This window comes from Amycolatopsis sp. CA-230715 (assembly GCF_018736145.1).
Classification (GTDB): Bacteria; Actinomycetota; Actinomycetes; order Mycobacteriales; family Pseudonocardiaceae; genus Amycolatopsis.
Map to the genome: position 1 here is coordinate 1,465,884 of NZ_CP059997.1, position 17,669 is coordinate 1,483,552.

The window sequence follows — 17,669 nt, forward strand, 5'->3', positions numbered from 1 at the left end:
GCGGGAGATGAGCCGAGCCCAGCGCACGCGGGTGGTGGGGGCGGGCTGCGTCCAGCTCGCCCTCGCCGGCTCGGCGTGGTGGGATCTCGCGCGACGCCCCGAAAGCGAAGTCAACGGCACGAAACGCCTGTGGGCGTTCGTCATCGCGATCAACTTCGCCGGGCCGCTCGCGTACTTCCGCTGGGGGCGGATCACCTCACACCGAGCAGGGCGGTGATCTCGTTCTGATCAGCGATCGGGGGCCGGGTCACTGGTCCGGCCCCCGGTTCCGCACCGGATCGCGCCACGCGGCTCAGCCGTTTTCCCTGCCCTTGGCGACGATGACGGGGCACAGCGCGTAGGACATCACGGTCTGGCTCGTCGAACCCAGCAGCATGCCGGTGAACTCGCCGCGACCGCGGCTGCCGACCACGACCAGTTGCGCGCGGTCCGCGCGGTCCAGGACGAGTTCGGCGGGGCTTCTGCCGTCCACGACCAGGTCGACGGGCACGTCGGGGTACTTTTCCCGCCAGCCCGCGAGCCTGCGCTCGATCGCGTCCTCCCCGCCTTCGGCGCCGAACCTGCTCCGGCTGTGCACCGCCACCAATCCGGTGGCTCGCCACGACGCCTCGTCGAAGGCGATCGCGACCGCTTCGTCGCTGGACGGCGAATCGTCCACGGCCACGGCGACCGGACCGTCCGAAGGCGGGAAGTCCTCGGCGAGGTGCGTCCGGACCAGCGCGACCGGGCAGGCGGCGTGCACCGCCACCGCGATCGAGGTGGAGCCGAGCAGCACCCTGCCGAGCGGCCGCAGCTCCCCGGTGCCCAGCACGAGCAGATCCGCTTCCCGGCAGGCGGAAAGCAGACCGGAAACGACCGTCGCGGTCACGAGCGTCAGGCTGACGCTCAGCTGTGGCGCGAATTCGGCCGCGGCGTCCCGCGCCTGGCGCAGCAGGCGGTGCCCCCTGGCGCGCAACACGGCGCCGGGGTCTTCCCGCATCGGCATCGGGCGCGGGTACCGCAGGGTGACGTCGTCGACGACGTGCACGAGGCGCAGGCCTCGTTCCCGCTGCCCGGCCATCGCGGCCGCCCAGCGGACCGCGCGCAGCGCGCCGGGAGTTCCGTCGACACCGACGACGTAAGTGTGGTCCGACATCTCGGTGGTCCTTCCTGGCCGGGTGAACTGACACGCCGACGGTAGGCAGCCCGCTGGCGCCTGCACTGCGTGCTTTCGGCACCGCGCGAAGGACTTTCGGCCGCAACCACCCGCGTTGCCGGTGAACCGCAACCCAACGGCCCGTGGTGGAAGGACCTTCGACCCCGGACACCGGAGCTCCCCAGCCGCACGCTGGTCACACCACCGAAACGAGGAGGTTCCATGTCACTGCACCAACCTCAGCACAAGGCGCCTTCGGAACCACCGGAGACCGCACCCGAGGCCGTCGCACCCGCGCACACCGGTCCGACGCTCGCGTTGCGTTCCCTCGCCGTGCTCCGGATCGCCATGGGGCTGCTGTTCCTGTGGGCGTTCGCCGACAAGACCTTCGGCTGGGGCTACTCCACGGCGTCCCAGAACGCTTGGCTCAGCGGTGGTTCGCCCACCAAGGGATTCCTCGGCAACATCGATGTCGGCCCGTTCGACACCATGTTCCGGTCGTGGGCTGGAGAATGGTGGGCGGACTACCTGTTCATGATCGGACTGCTCGGCATCGGCGTCGCGCTCGTCGCGGGTATCGGGCTGCGCGTCGCGGCGGTCACCGGCACCGTGATGATGCTGCTGATGTGGGCCGCCGAATGGCCGCTGTCGCGGACCAACGGAGCCGGCGAGGCGACCCACTCCACCAACCCGATCATCGACTACCACCTCGTCTACGCGCTGGTGCTGATCGTCCTCGCCACCACGGCCAGCGGCCTCGTGTGGGGATTCGGCAAGCGGTGGGCCGCCTTCGTCGGCGACCGCCGATGGCTCCGATGACCACCCATTCCAAGGACGCCTGCCTCGACGGCGGGCGTCCTTTTCCTTGGAGGAACCATGAAAGCACTCGTCTACGACGGTCCAGGGCGCAGGCGCTGGACCGACCGCCCCCGCCCGGAGCCGACGGACGCCACCGACGCGGTGGTCCGCGTCGACGCGGTGACCATCTGCGGCACCGACCTCCACATCCTCAACGGCGACGTGCCCGCTGTCGACGCGGGACGCGTACTCGGTCACGAAGCGGTCGGCACGATCGTGGAAACCGGTTCCGCGGTGACTGGCGTCAAACCCGGTGACCGGGTCCTGGTCTCGTGCATCACCTCGTGCGGACGCTGCCAGTTCTGCCGCCAGGGCCGGTACGGCCAGTGCCTCGGCGGTGGCGGCTGGATACTCGGGCACCGGATCGACGGGGTCCAGGCCGAATTCGCCCGCGTGCCCTTCGCGGACACCTCGACCCATCTGCTCCCGGAGAGCGTCTCCGACGAGTCCGCGCTGATGCTGGCCGACATCCTGCCCACCGCGTACGAAGTCGGCGTGCGCAACGGCAACGTGGACACCGGCGACACGGTCGTGATCGTCGGCGCCGGGCCGATCGGACTCGCCGCGATCACGGCCGCGCGTCTCTACAGCCCCAGTTGCGTCATCGTCGTCGACAAGGAACCGGCCCGCCTGGCCGCCGCGAAGCAGTTCGGGGCCGACCTCGCGGTCGAACCCGGCGACGCCGCGCGCGCGGCCGTGTTCGGAGCGACCGAAGGGCTCGGTGCCGACGTGGCGATCGAAGCGGTCGGCGTGGCGGCGACGTTCGAACTGTGCACGACGCTCGTACGCCCCGGTGGCCGGGTCGCGAACGTCGGCGTGCACGGGAAACCGGCGACCCTGCACCTCGAAGACCTGTGGATCCGGGACGTCACGATCACCACCGGCCTTGTCGACACGGTCAGCACGCCACGCCTGCTGCGCATGCTCGCCGCCGGGCGCCTGGACACGTCCAGGTTCGTGACGCACCGGTTCGGCTTGTCCGAAATGGATGGTGCGTACGACGTGTTCACCCACCCCGGTGACAGTGAATCCCTGAAAGTCGCGCTGTTCCGGGCGTGATCCGGTAACGAAAAACCGCTCCTTGTCCATTGTGGACAAGGAGCGGTTCCGGCGCGTGTGTCAGCGAGGATGCTTCCTGGCGCTGAGGATGCCGACGTTCTCGTCCCCGGTGTCCGTGGCCGCGGTGTCTTCGAACCGCGCGGTGAGGTACTCGTGCACCGCGACCACGCCGTCCACCCCGCGGACGAGCGCGGTGACGACCGGGATCATGCCCGAACGCTCGACCTGGCCACGCAGGCTCACCACCCCGTCGTGCACCGCCACGGACAGCGAGTCCGGGTCGACGCACATGTCGCGGAGCAGCACCTGGTCGCGGACCTCGGCCCTGATGTCGTTGTCCGACCGCAGGAACACCCGCAGCAGGTCACCGCGGGCGACCACGCCGACGAGCTTCCCGTCCTCGTCGACGACGGGAAGGCGGTGGACCCGGCGCTCCTCCATCAGCCTCGCGGCCCGCGAGACGTCCTCGTCCCGCCCGACCGTCACCGCGGGGGCGGTCATCAGGTCCGAGGCGTAGCTACCCGTTTCCTTGCGCCGCAGGGCGGCGCCAGCGATCCGGAACCGGCCGTGCGCGGCCTTGCGGCGCAGGAGGTCGCCTTGGCTCACCACGCCGACCACGGTGCCGTCCTCTTCCACGACCGGCGCCCCGCTGACACCCCACGAAGCGAGCAGCACGGCGATCGCCTTCAGCGAGGTGTCCGGGTGCACCGTGGCGACGCGGTCCTTCATAAGTGCGCGAACCTTGCGGTGGTCACTCATCGTCTTCTCCTGTCCTGGTGCTCTCGGCCGGTCCACGGTGGATCACCGGCTGCTTTCGAGGAGCAGCTTGCGTTCCGCCGAGGCGATGGCGAACCTCGCCGATTCGGCGACGTCGGGGTTCACCGATATCGAGGTGATCCCGAAGCGCACTAAGTGCTCGGCGAAACCGGGGATGGTCGAGGGCGCCTGCCCGCACAGCGAGGACGTCATCCCGAGCTGGTTCGCGGTACGCACGATGTCCTCGATCGTGGCGAGCACCGCGGGGTCGGCTTCGTCGAACAGTTCGGCGCACTGGGCCGAATCCCGGTCCACTCCGAGCATCAGCTGGGTGAGGTCGTTGCTGCCGATCGACACGCCGTCGATGCCGAGCTTCGCGTACTCGGGCAACCAGTGCACCACCGACGGCACCTCGGCCATGATCCAGCGCAGCAACCCGCGCTGGCGGCCGAGCGGGCTGGCGTCGATCTGCTCGAGGCAGGCTTCCAGCTCCCATTTCGTCCGGACGAACGGGATCATCAGGTGCAGGTTCGGCGTCTGCTCCCGGACGCGGGCCAGCGTGCGGAGTTCGAGGCCGAACAGGTCCGGTTCGCGGACGTACCGGTAGCAGCCGCGGTAGCCGATCATCGGGTTGCTCTCCACCGGTTCGTACTCGGCGCCGCCTGCCAGCCCGCGGAACTCGTTCGTGCGCAAGTCGGTCGCGCGGTAGACGACGGGCCGGGTGCCGAACGCCTTCGTGATGCGCAGCAGCGACGCGGCCATGGCGTCCACAAAGGATTCCTGGGCGCCCCTGGCGAGCAGCGCGCGGGGGTGGTCGCCGCCGAGCGCCTGGGTGAGCAGGAACTCCGCCCGCAGCAACCCCACGCCGTCGACCGCTTGCGCGGCAACGGTTTCGGCGTGGTCGGGGATCGCGAGGTTGACGTACAGCTTGGTGCCGAGCGGATCGGGCGACCGGGGTGGCGCCGCGACCGGCTCGGTGCGCGCAGCCGGTTCGGCCGCGCCAGCGCGGACCTCTCCGGTCGTACCGTCCACGGTGACCAGTTCGCGGTCGGCGAGCACGCGCGTCGCGTCACCGGTGCCGACCACGCAGGGCACGCCGAGTTCGCGGGCGACCACCGCGGCGTGGCAGGTCATCCCGCCGCCGTCGGTGACCAGCGCCGCGGCGCGCCGGATCGCGGGCACCCAGTCCGGGTTCGTCATCGGGGCGACCAAAACGTCCCCGGTGCGCAACCGCTCGCCCTCCCCGGGGTCGGTCAGCACGCGCACGGTCCCGCTCCCGATTCCCGGCGAGGCAGCGAGGCCGGTGACGAGCGCCGCGCCGTCGGTCTTCTTTTCCGGTGGCACCGTGGTGACCGGCCGGGACTGGACGATCCACGGCTTGTCCCCGGTCAGGGCGAACTCGATGTCCTGCGGCGTGCCGTAGTGGTCTTCGATCCGCATGGCCAGCCGCGCCAGCTCCAGTACGACGCCGTCCGCGAGCACGCGGCGAGCACCAGCCTGCTCGGGCAACGTGATCATCGCGTCGCCGCCGCCGACCTCGGCGATCACCTTGTGCGTCTGGTGGCCGACCCGCGCGGAGACCACGCGGAGGTTCTCCTTGTCCACCACATAGGTGTCCGGCTCGACGGCGCCGCTCACGATCGTCTCGCCCTGCCCGAGCACGGCTTCGACGATCATGCGCCCGCGCTCGCCGGTGCGGGGATCGACGGTGAAGATCACGCCCGACCGGTCCGCGGTGACCATGCGCTGCACGACGACCGCGATCGCGGGCTCGGCGGTGAACCCGCGCCCCGCCCGATAGCTGACCACCCGGGGCGAGAACAACGAAGCCCAGCAGTCGAGGACGCGGGCGGGCAGATCGTCGCCCCAGACGTTGGTGTAGGTGGCGTTCATCCCGGCGAACGACGCCTCGGCGCCGTCCTCGCCGGTCGCCGACGAGCGGACGGCCACCGGCATCGGCTCCCCCAGCTCCTGGTAGGCCCGGCCGAGCTGCGTTCGCAGGTCTTCGGTGAGTCCGGCGGAACGCACCAGGGCGCGGATCCGGTCGCACAGCTCGGTCAACCTTGCCGTGTCATCGGCGCACGCCAGCGCTTTCACGTGCAGCTCGGCGATCTCCGCGCGCGCTCCCGCACTGTCCATAGCGGACAGATAGCCGTCACGGGTGATGACGAATCCGCCCGGTACCGGGAAACCGGCACCGAGCAGCTCGCCGAGGTTCGCGCCCTTTCCCCCGGCGGGGACGGCGTCGGCCAGTGACACATCGGTGAGGTCGCGCACGTGGTTCATCGCGGTTCTCCTGGAAAGTCGGCGGGGTAGATGTCCCCGAGCGGAAGGCGGGGCGAGGGCGGTGCCGTCCCGGCGGGCAGACCGAACCGGAAGATCGCCTGTGGCACGCCGGGGAGGCCGAGTTCGTCGGACAGCCTGCGCTGGAAACCGGTCAGGCGCAGCGGCTGGGTGAGGACGGAACCGGCGAGACCGTGCGCTGTCGCGGTCAGCCACGAGCGCTGCAAGGCGATCCCCGCGGCGAGGTGGTCGGCGCCGGAATCACCCCCGGTGCACAGGAAGAGCAGGTTTTCGGCGGCCAGCCGTTCGGCGAGCACGGCGTCGTCTGGCACCGGGGTCCGGGCGCGGACGAGGCTCGCGATCGGCAGCGCGGCACCGCTCAACGCGTCTTCGGGGATCCCGTCTCCGGCGCCGAGCGCGTAGTCACCGCACATCTGGGTGGTCCACAGCGCGAGTTCCCGTTGGTACGCCTTGTCCTCTTTGAAGGCGCGGGTGGCGAACCCGAGCAACCGGGCGAGCGCGTCGAACCGGCGAGCGCGGACGCCCCGCACCCCCATCGCGTCACCCGCGGCCAGTACGGCCGCGAACGCCGCTTCGGGCACGGGCGCGTTCAGGAACGCACGGCGGTAGCTCCGGCGCCTGCCGATGGCGTGGTAGAGCGCCAGTTCGTCCGTGGTGGCCGGTTCCGGCGCGCCGACGCGGACGGTCGCGGCCACCAGCCCCGCACCGAACAACTCGACCTCGGCGGCGCGGCCGAGGCTTCGCGCCGCGAGTACGAGGTTCGCGCACGCCGCGCCGCACGAGACATCGCTGTCCGCGCCTTCGGGGTCGTGCACGCGCAGCACCACGTCCCGGCGCCGCACCAGGTCGATCTCCTCGCCCCGGACCGCGAGTTCCCACGGCTGGCTGTTGTGCACCGACGGCGCACGGCTCACCGCACGGACGAGCACGCCGAGCTGCTGGTGGTCGAGGACGGTGGATACAGGCATCATCGGTGGTCCGCTCCCGAACGCGGAGTCGTTCGCTCCGCACCGGACTCATCGTCGCCGGTCGCCGCCGCACCCGATGGGGCTGAAGGTCCTCTCGCGGCACGGCGTTGGTCCCGGCCGCGGGTGGCCCCGCGGAACAGCTCGTCGGCGCCCCACACCAGCACCGGCATCGGGAGCAGCATGGCGAACACCCACGCCGGGAGCGCGGCGGTGCCGAACAGCGACTGCAGCGGCGGCAGGTAGATCAACGCGGCCGCGAAGGCGAGTTCGAACGCGCAGCCTGCCAGCAGCAGCCGGTTGGTGGCCAGCCCGATCGAGCGCAGCGAGACGCGTTCGGTCCTCGCGGCGAACGCGGTGCCGAGCTGGCAGAACACGATCGCGGTGAAGCTCGCGGTGGTCGCCTGCAGGTAGGCGTGGTGCAGCGGCGCACCCGCCGAGGTGTCCGCGCCGGGGTGCCATCCGGCGGCGAGCAGGACCGCGAAGAACGCGACGAGCACGAGCAGCCCGGACAGCAAGCCCATAATCCCCCAGGCGCGCAACAACATCCGCCCGGTGACCACGCCCTCGGCCCGCTTGCGCGGCTTGCGCGCCATCAGTCCCGGTTCGGCGGGCTCACGCCCGAGCGCCAGCGCGGGAAGCGTCTCGGTGCCGAGGTCGATCGCGAGGATCTGCAGCACCGTCAACGGCAACGGTATGGCCCCGCCGGACACCGCGAACAGCAGGAACGGCAGTACCTCCGGCACCGCGTGGGCGAAGATGTACAGCACGAACTTCCGCACGTTGTCGAACACGCGCCTGCCCTCGCGGACGCCCGCGACGATCGTGGCGAAGTTGTCGTCGGTGAGCACGACGGTCGCGGCTTCCTTGGCGACATCCGTGCCGCCCGCCCCCATCGCCACCCCGATGTCGGCCCGGCGCAGCGCGGGTGCGTCGTTGACGCCGTCACCGGTCATCGCGACGACTTCCCCGCAGTCGCGCAGTGCGTCGGCGATCCGCAGCTTGTCCTCGGGATCCGCGCGCGCGAACACGATCTCCCCGTCGCGGGTGAGCAGTTCGTCGAGCTCCGGTTCCGGGATCCGCTGGAGTTCCTCGCCGGTGATCACCCTGGACACCTCGATCCCGACCTGGCGCGCGATCGCCGCCGCGGTCAAGCCGTTGTCCCCGGTCACCACGTGCACCCGCACCCCGGCCGAATGGCAGGCCGCGACCGCGTCGGCGACCTCGGCACGAGGCGGATCCACGAGACCGGCGAAACCGAGCAGGCACAACGAAGATTCGGCATCGGCACGCTCGGCCGGAACGGCGGAGACGGTCTTGCGGGCCACCGCGAGCACCCGCAGCGCCCTGCCCGCCATGTCCTCGACAACCGCGGTGAGCGCGGCCCGTGATTCCGCGGTGATCGGCACTTCGGTTCCCGAACCGTCCACAGTGGACGTACATAGTGGAAGAATTCGTTCCGGAGCCCCTTTGACGGAAACCGAGGTCACTTCGTCGACGACATCCACTGTCGACATTCGCTTGAGGCGGGGATCGAACGCGTACAACGACCTCCGGCCCGCTTCCCGGGTACCGACGTCGAGGTCGGCTTCGTGCGCCGCGGCGAAATCGAGCAGCGCGAGTTCGGTCGGGTCTCCGGTGCCCGCCTCACGGTCCGCGGTGCTGCACCGGGCGAGTGCGCGCGCCAGCGACGCCGAGTCTCCCAGCACCGCACCGCTGGCTCCGCGCGCTTCGATCACGCGCATCGAGTTCATAGTCAAGGTGCCGGTCTTGTCCGTGCAGATCACGGTGGTCGACCCGAGCGTCTCCACGGCGGAGAGCCGTTTCACGAGCGCGCCCTGCTTCGCCATCGAACGAACCCCGGCGGCGAGCGCGAGCGTGATAGTGGGCAACAGCCCTTCCGGCACGTTCGCGACGAGCAGACCGATCGCGAACACGAAGGCCGCCGACCAGCTCAGCCCCGCCACCACGCCCAGTGGCAGGAATCCGACGCCGACCACGACGGCCACCCCGGCGATGAGCCACGCGACGCGACGGACCTGGCGTTCGAGCGGGCTCTCTTCCCTGCCCACCCTGGCGGTGAGCGCCGCGATCCGGCCGATCTCGGTGTGCCGCCCGGTCGCGTGCACGACCGCGCGCGCCCCGCCCCGGACGCAGGCCGTGCCGCTGAACACCAGCACCGGCGAGTCGATCGCCCGGTCCGCGTCGTCGACCGCGTCCGCCATCCGCGTCACCGGGACGGATTCACCGGTCAGCATCGACGCGTCCACGTCGAGCGTGCCGGAGATCAGCCGCGCGTCGGCGGGGACTCGGTCCCCTTCGTCGAGCACGAGCACATCGCCGGGAACGAGTTCGGCGACCGGGACCGGGCGCACCACGCCCTCGCGGCAGACCGCGGCGCGTTCGGGCAGGTACCGGGTCAGCGCCTCCACCGCGCGTTCCGCCTGCCGTTCCTGCACGAACGCCAGCAAGCCGTTCAGGACGATCACACCGACGATCGCGATCGCCAGGTTCGAGGTACCCGCCACCCACGCCAGCGCGGCCGCGACCCACAACAGCAACGCCAGCGGGTGCACCACCTGGCGCAGCAGCGCCAGCGGCCACGTCCGGCCCGAATGCGATGGCAACGCGTTGGGGCCCCGCACTTCCAAACGCCGCGCGGCTTCGCGCGCGGTCAGGCCGTCCGTGCCCGTGCGCAGATCGCGCAGCAGGCGGACGACCGGCTCTCTGGCGTCCACGTCCGGCTCCTCGGCCTGCCGCGATGCCTGCTTGAGATGAGCGGTCACCGTCGTTTCCCTCCGTTGACGGGGATCTCGTATCCGACGCGCACCAGCGCGTGCGGCCGGGCGAGTGCCCGGAGTTCAGCGGTGAGCCGCGGTGGATCCGGTGCGGTCAGGGCGACGAACGCGGTGTCGAGACCGGCCACCGCCGCGTCGAGCCGCACCGTGTGCGCCGCGGCACCGGCGAGCACCTGGTCGCGGCGCGTGACTCCCGACGTGACCACGAGCGTGACGTCGTCGACCACGGAAACCGCGACGCCCGGCCAATCGCAAGGAGCGGCCAGTGCGTCCAGCACCGCCCGCCCGGCCGGCGTCAAGTGGTCGGGCTCGGTCCTTCGCATTCGTTCGAGGGCCACGTACCGATCCCATTCGATGCGTGTCGGGGGCCTGGTGCCCACCTGCCGAAGCACGGCCACTTCGTCCGGGCGGCCGGGATCGTCCGGGAACACGACTTCGAGGTCGTGGCCGAACATCCGCAGCACCGTCCGGGTGATCGACAGGGCCGCACCGCAGGCCAGCAGCCGCCGTGCGCCCAGGTGGTCCCGCTCGCACGCCGAGGGGACTTCGGAAACGACGAAATCCGTGCCGCGCGGTTCGACCGCGCACCCGTGCGGCGCCAACCGTGCCAGCGTGTCGCGCACCAGCTTGTCCGTGCCGCGCTCCCGATCGGCGTCGAAGGCCGGTTCGACCGAGTTCATCCGCCGTCCTCACGCCGAGGGTGGGTGCGAGCGCCACCCGCACCCACCCGACCGGATCGTCAGTCCCTTTCGACCTGGATCTTGACCTGCTTCTCCCGTGGGTGTTCCGAGTACGGCATGGTGATCTCGAGAATCCCGTCGGCGTACTTCGCACTGATCTGGTCGGCGTCCGCGCCGGCCGGAAGCGAGACGGTACGGCTGAACGTGCCGTAGTAGAACTCGCTGCGGCCGTCACCGGTTTCCTTCGCCTCACGTTCGGCGCGTACCGTCAGCAGGCCGTCGTGCGCCGTGACCGTGATGTTCTTCTCCGGGTCGAATCCGGGCAGCTCGGCACGCACCACGTACTGATTGTCCTCTTTGGACTCCTCGATGCGGACCGGGTTGTGCTCGGCGAACGGCCACGGGTTCTCCAGCCAGGCCGCGAGGCTCGGCAACGCGAACCGCGGGTTCGGAACCAGCGCTGACATCCCTGTTCTCCCTTCGTCACGACTTGTGCCGCACTCCCACCAAACCGCCCGAGAGGTCGCCACGACGCTGCCGGACTGCCCGAAACCGAGGGACCTTCGTCACCGGCGGAGCGCGCAGAGGACGACGGTCTTGCCAGCTAGGGACCAAGGACCCTCTCCGCGCCGGTGATCGATCGCCGAAGCTGCAACGGACACGATCAACGGGTGACCGGGAGCGCGGATGAACAACTTGGACCTGGCGCGGTGGCAGTTCGGGATCACCACCGTGTACCACTTCATCTTCGTCCCGCTCACCATCGGGCTTTCGTTCCTGGTGGCGGGTATGCAGACGGCATGGGTGCGCACCGGGAACGAGCGGTACCGCCGCATGACGAAGTTCTGGGGCAAGCTGTTCCTGATCAACTTCGCGATGGGCGTGGCGACGGGGATCGTGCAGGAGTTCCAGTTCGGCATGAACTGGAGCGATTACAGCACCTTCGTCGGCGACATCTTCGGCGCGCCGCTGGCCATCGAAGGGCTGCTGGCGTTCTTCCTCGAATCCACCTTCCTCGGCCTATGGATCTTCGGCTGGGACCGGCTGCCGAAACGGCTGCACCTGGCCACGATCTGGATCGCCGCGATCGGGACCGTGCTCTCGGCGTACTTCATCCTCGCCGCCAACTCGTGGATGCAGCACCCCGTCGGCTACCAGGTCGACCCGGCCACGCACCGCGCCGAACTGACCGACTTCGGCGCGCTGCTGACGAACTCGACCGCGGTCGGCGCGTTCGCGCACACCATCACCGCCTGCTTCCTCACCGCGGGCATGTTCGTGGTGGGGATCAGCGCCTGGCAGCTCAAGCGGAAGCGCTCGCCGGAGGTGTTCCGGCCGTCGATGCGCCTGGCGCTGGTGACGGCGCTCATCGCGAGCCTCGGCGTGATCGTCACCGGTGACCTCCAGGCCCGGCTGATGACCGAGCAGCAGCCGATGAAGATGGCGGCCGCGGAAGCGCTCTACGACACCGTCGCTCCCGCATCGTTCTCGTTGTTCACCATCGGCTCGCTCGACGGCTCGCAGGAGAAGTTCAGCATCCGCGTGCCCAGGATCCTGTCGTTCATGGCGACCGGCAGCTTCGACGGAGAGGTCGAGGGCATCAACGACGTGCAAACCGCCGAACAGCAGAAGTACGGGCCCGGTGACTACCGCCCGAACATCCCGACCACCTACTGGACGTTCCGGTTCATGATCGGCTTCGGGTTCCTGTCGGCCCTGCTGTCCGCGGTCGGCCTGTGGCTGTTCCGCCGCGGCCGGACGCCGGCGGGCCGCTGGTTCTACCCCGCCGCGGTGGCCTCGATCGCCTTGCCGTTCCTGGCCAACAGCGTCGGCTGGATCTTCACCGAAATGGGCCGCCAGCCCTGGTCGGTGTTCGGTGTGCTCAAGACCGCCGATTCGGTGTCGCCCACGGTGTCCGCGGGCACGGTCCTCACCTCGCTGATCGTCTTCACCGTCCTTTATGGAGTCCTCGCGGTCGTCGATGGCGTGCTCATGGTCCGGTACGCGAAGGCGGGGCCGCCCGAACCCGAGGCGCCGCCGGACGAGACCGGATCCGAACCGCGCCCAGCCGCCTTCGCCTACTGACCGCCTGGAGTGACCATGGCCCTCACCGACATCTGGTTCCTGCTCATCGCGGTCCTGTGGACCGGGTACTTCGTGCTCGAAGGCTTCGACTTCGGCGTCGGCGTGCTGCTCGGCGCGCTCGGCCGCACCGACACCGAACGACGGGTGCTGATCAACACCATCGGCCCGGTGTGGGACGGCAACGAGGTGTGGCTGCTCGTCGCGGGCGGCGCCACCTTCGCGGCCTTCCCGTTGTGGTACGCGAACCTCTTCTCCGGGTTCTACCTCGCCCTGCTCGTCATCCTGGTCGCACTGATCGTGCGCGGCGTGGCGTTCGAATTCCGCGGCAAGATCGACAGCGCCCGCTGGCGCAGGGGCTGGGACGTCGCGATCATCGCGGGTTCCGCCGTACCGGCGCTGCTGTGGGGAGTGGCGTTTGGCAATATCGTGCACGGGGTGCCGCTCGACGCCACCCATCACTTCACCGGCACGTTCTTCACCCTGCTCAACCCGTACGCCCTGCTCGGCGGTCTGGCCACGCTGAGCCTGTTTTCCTTGCACGGCGCGGTGTTCCTCGCCCTGAAGACGACCGACGGGCTGCGCTACCGCGCGAACCGGCTCGTGCAGCCGCTCGGCTACGCGGCCATCCTGTTCGGCGGCGGCTTCCTCGCTTGGACCGCCGTCGAGCACGGCGGCTGGACGTGGCTCGCCGCGCTCGCCGCCGCGGCCGCCCTGATCGCGGGTGTGCTCACCGGCATGAACGAACGCGACGGCTGGGCGTTCGTGTGCACCGCTGCCGCCATCGTGGCCACCACCGCGACCCTGTTCACCGCGCTCTACCCGGACGTCCTGCCTTCGACGACCGATCCCGCCAACAGCCTCACCACGACCAACGCCGCGTCGACGCCCTACACGCTCGGGATCATGACCTGGGTGGCGGTCGCGTTCACCCCGATCGTGCTCCTCTACCAGGGCTGGACCTACTGGGTGTTCCGCAAGCGCGTCAGCCTCTCCTCGATCCCCGCGTCCGCGGGCCTGCCGGCGGGAAAGTGATGCGCCCGCTCGACCCGAAGCTGCTCCGCCACGCCGCCTCCGCCAGGCCGTTCATCGCGGCCTGCGCGGTGCTGGGCGCGGCCACCGCGGCGCTGGTGATCGTGCAGGCGGAATTCCTCGCCACGGCGATCACCCGCGCGTTCCTCGACGGCGACGGGCTCACCGCACTGGCGGTCCCGCTGACGATGCTCGCCGCCGTCGTGCTGGGCAGGGCGACCGTGGCGTGGCTTTCGGAAACGACCGCGCACCACGCCGCCGCGCGCGTGCTCTCCCAGCTGCGCGAGTCGGTCGTCGACGCCGCACTGCGCCGCGGCCCGCGCGGGAGCCACCGCTCCCCCGCCGAACTCGCCACCCTCGCCACGCGGGGCGTCGACAAGCTCGACGGGTACTTCGCCCGCTACCTGCCGCAGCTGCTGATCGCGGCGATCGTCCCGGTGACGATCGGCGCCCGGATCCTGCTCGCGGACTGGGTGGCCGCCGTGATCATCGGCGTCACGGTGCCGCTGATCCCGGTGTTCATGATCCTCATCGGCCTCTACACCCGGCGTGACGTACGCCGCCAGTGGCGCACGCTTTCCTTGCTGGGCAACCACTTCCTGGACCTGGTCGCCGGGCTCACCGTGCTCACCGCGTTCGGGAGGGCGCGCGAGCAGACCCGGTCGCTGCGGGAGATCACCGAGCGGTACCGCGCGCAGACCATGCGCACCCTGCGGGTCGCGTTCCTGTCCGCGCTGGCGCTCGAACTGCTGGCGACGCTGTCGGTCGCGGTCGTCGCCGTGTCGATCGGGCTCCGCCTGCTCGCCGGCGAACTCGACCTCCACACCGCGCTGGTCGTGCTGATCCTGGCCCCGGAGGTGTACTTGCCGCTGCGCGCGGTCGGTGCCCGCTTCCACGACAGCGCGGAAGGGCTCGCGGCCGCGGAGGACATCGTCGCGCTCACCGAAGACGGCCGTTCCGGCGAACCGGTCCCGGTTCCCGAGGGCACCGCGCTCCGGTTGGACGGCGTGACCGTCGACGGACGCTCGGGCCGCGTCCTCGACGGGCTGGATCTGCGCGTCGAACCAGGTGAGGTCGTCGGGATCGCCGGTTCCAGCGGCGCGGGCAAGAGCACCCTGCTCGACCTGCTGCTCGGCTGGCGCCGCCCCGACCGCGGACATGCCACAGTGGACGGTGCCGAGATCGGCGACCTCGACCGCGCGGCCTGGCTGGCGCGGATCGCCTGGGTACCCCAGCAGCCGAACCTGGTAGCCGGGACCGTCGCGGACAACGTGCGGCTCGGCGCCCCGGACGCCCCCGAGGAGGATCTGCGGCGCGCGGCCGCCGCGGCCGCGCTCGACCTGCCGCTGACCACCCCGGTCGGCGAACTGGGCGCCGGGTTGTCCACCGGGCAGCGCCGCCGCGTCGCGCTCGCCCGCGCGATCCTGCTCGACCGGCCGATCCTCCTGCTCGACGAACCCACCGAAGGGATCGACGCCGAGACCGAAGCCGTCATCCTCGACCGGCTGCCCGGGATGCTGGCGGGCCGGACCGCGATCATCGTGACCCACCACAGCTCCGTGCTCGCGCGGTGCGACCGGGTGATCCGGCTGCCCGGTCCTGCCGCCGACCGCCCCGTTCCCGCGAACGCCGCGGACGCCCCGGAACCAGCCGCGACCGCGCACGCCCTTCCGGCCGAACCGGCGGGCACCCGCCCGGCCGTCCAGCGCTCGCCGTGGTCGCCGCTGCTGGCGGCCATCCGTCCACATCGGACCCGGCTGGTGCTCGCCTGCCTCGCCGCGACGGCCGCGCTCGCCTGCGGGGTCGCGCTCACCGCGACGTCGTCCTGGCTCATCTCGAGCGCCGCGCTCCACCCGCCCGTGCTCAGCCTGATGGTCGCGATCGTGGCGGTACGGGCGTTCGGCCTGGCGAAGGGCATCTTGCGCTACGTCGAACGACTGGCCTCCCACGACGTCGCGCTGCGAGCAATGACGGAGCTGCGGGTCCGGGTGTGGGAACAGCTCCTCAGGATCGGCCCCGCGACCACCGCGCGCCTGCGGCGAGGTGAACTCCTACAGCGCATGGTGTCCGATGTGGACAGCCAGCAGGACGTGCTCGTCCGCGGTCTCGTCCCCGGTGTTTCGGTGTTCCTGGTGCTCGCCGCGACGGCGACCGGCCTGGGACTACTCTCCCCGTCGGCCGGGATCGCCGCCGCCATCGGTTTCGCGCTCGCCGCCCTCGTGGCCCCCGCGGTCGCCGCCGTGGCGTCCCGCCACGCGGAACGCCGCACGGCGACCCGGCGCGGCGCCGTGACCACCGGCATCGTGGAACTGCTTCACGCCTCCGCCGAGCTCATCGCCTTCGACGCGGCGGACAGCCGCCACGCCGTGCTTCGCGAACGCGAGGCGGAACTGGTCACCGACGCCAAGCGCAGCGCGCTAAGCCGCGGGCTCGGCTCCGGGATCGGCGCTCTCGGCGTCGGTCTCGCCTCGCTGGCCTGCCTGATGCTCGGCATCGCCGCGCTCCGGACCGGCACTCTGCCCGGCCCGGCGCTGGCGGTGCTCGCCCTCACGCCGCTCGCGACCGCCGAGCTCGTCGCCGGGCTTCCCGAAGCCGCGCAACGCCTCATCGGTTCCCGTGAATCCGCCGTGCGCCTTGCCGAGCTCGACGCGGCGCCGGCCACGGCCGCCGAACCCGCGGCTCCCCGGCGTGCGGCCGCCGCGGCCACCCTGGCCGCCGACCACCTGTCCGTTCGCTGGCCGGGGTCGACCACCGACGCGGTACACGACGTCGACCTCGTCGCCACCCGCCAGCTCGTGCTGACCGGGCGTTCGGGTGCCGGGAAGAGCACGCTCGTCGCCGCGTTCATGCGGTACCTCGACCCGGCGCGGGGCCGCGTACTGCTCGACGGCTCCGACGCCCAGTTGTTCTCCGGTGATTCCGTGCGCGCCCAACTGGCTTGGTGCGATTCCGACGCGCACCTGTTCGACAGCACGCTCCGAGAGAACCTGCGCTTCGCGAAACCCGGTTCCACCGACGCCGAACTGCGAGACTGCCTCGGGCGGGCCCGGCTCGGGCGCTGGCTCGACTCGCTCCCTGAAGGGCTCGACACCGCGCTTGGCACCCACGGCACACCGGTGTCCGGTGGCGAACGCCAGCGCCTCGCCGTCGCCAGGGTCCTCCTCGCCGATCGCCCGATGATGATCTTCGACGAACCGACCGCACATCTCGATGCCCCGACGGCGAGCGCGCTCGCCGCGGACATCACGGCGAGCACCGCGAACCGCGCTGCCCTGATCGTCACGCATCGTCCCGGCGAGTTCGCCGGTGTCCCCGCGATCCGGATCGGCACCCCGGCGCCAGAAACCTTTCCGAAGGAGACCACGACATGGCCGACGACGCGGCACAGCCCCGGATCCTTCTGATCGACGCGGTCCTGCCGCACCACCACTTCGAACTGGTGCGGCACCGCATCGCCGACGCCCCGGCGCCGGTGACCTACGCGGCCGCACGCGAGCTCGACTACACCGAGGTCCGGGGTGGCATCGCATCGCTGGCGACGTGGGTGCGCGCGATACCGGAACGCCGGATGGCCAGACAGCATGGTCTTCCGCGCGTCCCGACCCGGATGACCATCGACGACATGACGACGGGCTCCGCGTGGTCGCTGCTGGGCGAGCGGCCGGGACAGGAGTTCGCGATCGGTGCCGTCGGCAAGTTCTGGCGACCGGTCGTCGACTGGCGCGAACTCGACGACGCGGATTTCGACACCTTCGACGAACCCGGCTACGGGAAAGTGGTGATGGCGATCGCGACGCGTCCCTACGGCCCGCACCGGGCACTGCTCACCGTGCACAGCCGCGTCCAGCTCACCGATCCCGCGAGCTGGGTGAAGTTCCGCCGCTACTGGCGGATCGCGAGCCCGTTCATCGGCTCCGTGCACACCGCGATCCTCATGACCATCGCCGAAAACGCCAGAAAGCGCGCGCTGGACGAGTACGTGCGGGACCCGGAGACCTGA

14 protein-coding genes are annotated in these 17,669 nt (G+C 70.8%); 7 read left to right on the forward strand and 7 right to left on the reverse strand.

Features of this window, described 5'->3' with window-relative positions:
• Positions 1-7 precede the first annotated feature (7 nt).
• The gene (locus HUW46_RS06980) at positions 8-217 is read left to right on the forward strand and encodes a PLDc N-terminal domain-containing protein (RefSeq protein ID WP_254125886.1); all 210 of its coding nucleotides are present in this window, start codon (positions 8-10) and stop codon (positions 215-217) included.
• Positions 218-292: 75 nt separating this feature from the next.
• Here the strand turns inward: HUW46_RS06980 and HUW46_RS06985 are convergent, their stop codons facing one another.
• Complete coding sequence (locus HUW46_RS06985) at positions 293-1,135, reverse strand: universal stress protein (RefSeq protein WP_215546503.1); 843 nt, start codon at positions 1,133-1,135, stop codon at positions 293-295.
• 222 nt (positions 1,136-1,357) lie between these two features.
• Between HUW46_RS06985 and HUW46_RS06990 the strand changes: the two genes are divergently transcribed.
• Both HUW46_RS06990 and HUW46_RS06995 read left to right on the forward strand, forming a co-directional pair.
• Positions 1,358-1,954: a DoxX family membrane protein gene (locus tag HUW46_RS06990; protein WP_215546504.1), complete on the forward strand. Its 597-nt coding sequence runs from the start codon at positions 1,358-1,360 to the stop codon at positions 1,952-1,954.
• Between the two features lie 57 nt (positions 1,955-2,011).
• Positions 2,012-3,052 (forward strand): zinc-dependent alcohol dehydrogenase family protein, encoded by a 1,041-nt coding sequence (locus HUW46_RS06995; RefSeq protein ID WP_215546505.1) that lies wholly within the window; start codon positions 2,012-2,014, stop codon positions 3,050-3,052.
• 60 nt (positions 3,053-3,112) lie between these two features.
• Here the strand turns inward: HUW46_RS06995 and HUW46_RS07000 are convergent, their stop codons facing one another.
• The 6 genes from HUW46_RS07000 to HUW46_RS07025 form a co-directional block, all read right to left on the reverse strand.
• A complete protein-coding gene (locus HUW46_RS07000) occupies positions 3,113-3,781 on the reverse strand; it encodes a CBS domain-containing protein (RefSeq protein ID WP_215546506.1) in 669 nt (222 codons plus the stop codon).
• A gap of 72 nt (positions 3,782-3,853) precedes the next feature.
• The gene (gene ppsA / locus HUW46_RS07005; RefSeq protein ID WP_215546507.1) at positions 3,854-6,094 is read right to left on the reverse strand and encodes a phosphoenolpyruvate synthase; all 2,241 of its coding nucleotides are present in this window, start codon (positions 6,092-6,094) and stop codon (positions 3,854-3,856) included.
• Entirely contained in the window at positions 6,091-7,083 is a 993-nt protein-coding gene (locus tag HUW46_RS07010; protein WP_215546508.1) for an Acg family FMN-binding oxidoreductase, read from the reverse strand. The genes ppsA and HUW46_RS07010 overlap by 4 nt, the downstream gene beginning before the upstream one ends.
• Positions 7,080-9,863 (reverse strand): cation-translocating P-type ATPase, encoded by a 2,784-nt coding sequence (locus HUW46_RS07015; protein WP_215546509.1) that lies wholly within the window; start codon positions 9,861-9,863, stop codon positions 7,080-7,082. The genes HUW46_RS07010 and HUW46_RS07015 overlap by 4 nt, the downstream gene beginning before the upstream one ends.
• Positions 9,860-10,555: a hypothetical protein gene (locus HUW46_RS07020; RefSeq protein ID WP_215546510.1), complete on the reverse strand. Its 696-nt coding sequence runs from the start codon at positions 10,553-10,555 to the stop codon at positions 9,860-9,862. Before HUW46_RS07020 ends, HUW46_RS07015 begins: the two co-directional genes overlap by 4 nt.
• 59 nt (positions 10,556-10,614) lie before the next feature.
• Positions 10,615-11,022 (reverse strand): Hsp20/alpha crystallin family protein, encoded by a 408-nt coding sequence (locus tag HUW46_RS07025; RefSeq protein ID WP_215546511.1) that lies wholly within the window; start codon positions 11,020-11,022, stop codon positions 10,615-10,617.
• A gap of 220 nt (positions 11,023-11,242) precedes the next feature.
• On the opposite strand from HUW46_RS07025, the gene HUW46_RS07030 reads away from it, so the two are divergent.
• From HUW46_RS07030 to HUW46_RS07045, 4 genes are read left to right on the forward strand one after another with little or no spacing between them, the layout of a single operon-like run.
• The gene (locus tag HUW46_RS07030) at positions 11,243-12,640 is read left to right on the forward strand and encodes a cytochrome ubiquinol oxidase subunit I (RefSeq protein ID WP_215546512.1); all 1,398 of its coding nucleotides are present in this window, start codon (positions 11,243-11,245) and stop codon (positions 12,638-12,640) included.
• A gap of 15 nt (positions 12,641-12,655) precedes the next feature.
• Positions 12,656-13,672: a cytochrome d ubiquinol oxidase subunit II gene (cydB, locus tag HUW46_RS07035; RefSeq protein ID WP_215546513.1), complete on the forward strand. Its 1,017-nt coding sequence runs from the start codon at positions 12,656-12,658 to the stop codon at positions 13,670-13,672.
• Positions 13,672-17,073 (forward strand): thiol reductant ABC exporter subunit CydD, encoded by a 3,402-nt coding sequence (cydD, locus tag HUW46_RS07040; RefSeq protein WP_215546514.1) that lies wholly within the window; start codon positions 13,672-13,674, stop codon positions 17,071-17,073. The genes cydB and cydD overlap by 1 nt, the downstream gene beginning before the upstream one ends.
• Positions 17,037-17,669, forward strand: coding sequence for a hypothetical protein (locus tag HUW46_RS07045; protein WP_215546515.1), 633 nt, complete (start codon positions 17,037-17,039; stop codon positions 17,667-17,669). Before cydD ends, HUW46_RS07045 begins: the two co-directional genes overlap by 37 nt.

What these genes read in the sequence shown, in the direction of transcription:
- HUW46_RS07020 (WP_215546510.1), bottom strand. Translation starts at nt 10,555, where the DNA reads ATGAACTCGGTCGAACCGGCCTTCGACGCCGATCGGGAGCGCGGCACG.
- HUW46_RS07010 (WP_215546508.1), bottom strand. Translation starts at nt 7,083, where the DNA reads ATGATGCCTGTATCCACCGTCCTCGACCACCAGCAGCTCGGCGTGCTC.
- HUW46_RS07025 (WP_215546511.1), bottom strand. Translation starts at nt 11,022, where the DNA reads ATGTCAGCGCTGGTTCCGAACCCGCGGTTCGCGTTGCCGAGCCTCGCG.
- HUW46_RS06985 (WP_215546503.1), bottom strand. Translation starts at nt 1,135, where the DNA reads ATGTCGGACCACACTTACGTCGTCGGTGTCGACGGAACTCCCGGCGCG.
- HUW46_RS07045 (WP_215546515.1), top strand. Translation starts at nt 17,037, where the DNA reads ATGGCCGACGACGCGGCACAGCCCCGGATCCTTCTGATCGACGCGGTC.
- HUW46_RS06980 (WP_254125886.1), top strand. Translation starts at nt 8, where the DNA reads ATGAGCCGAGCCCAGCGCACGCGGGTGGTGGGGGCGGGCTGCGTCCAG.
- cydB (WP_215546513.1), top strand. Translation starts at nt 12,656, where the DNA reads ATGGCCCTCACCGACATCTGGTTCCTGCTCATCGCGGTCCTGTGGACC.
- HUW46_RS07000 (WP_215546506.1), bottom strand. Translation starts at nt 3,781, where the DNA reads ATGAAGGACCGCGTCGCCACGGTGCACCCGGACACCTCGCTGAAGGCG.
- HUW46_RS06990 (WP_215546504.1), top strand. Translation starts at nt 1,358, where the DNA reads ATGTCACTGCACCAACCTCAGCACAAGGCGCCTTCGGAACCACCGGAG.
- HUW46_RS06995 (WP_215546505.1), top strand. Translation starts at nt 2,012, where the DNA reads ATGAAAGCACTCGTCTACGACGGTCCAGGGCGCAGGCGCTGGACCGAC.
- ppsA (WP_215546507.1), bottom strand. Translation starts at nt 6,094, where the DNA reads ATGAACCACGTGCGCGACCTCACCGATGTGTCACTGGCCGACGCCGTC.
- cydD (WP_215546514.1), top strand. Translation starts at nt 13,672, where the DNA reads ATGCGCCCGCTCGACCCGAAGCTGCTCCGCCACGCCGCCTCCGCCAGG.
- HUW46_RS07030 (WP_215546512.1), top strand. Translation starts at nt 11,243, where the DNA reads ATGAACAACTTGGACCTGGCGCGGTGGCAGTTCGGGATCACCACCGTG.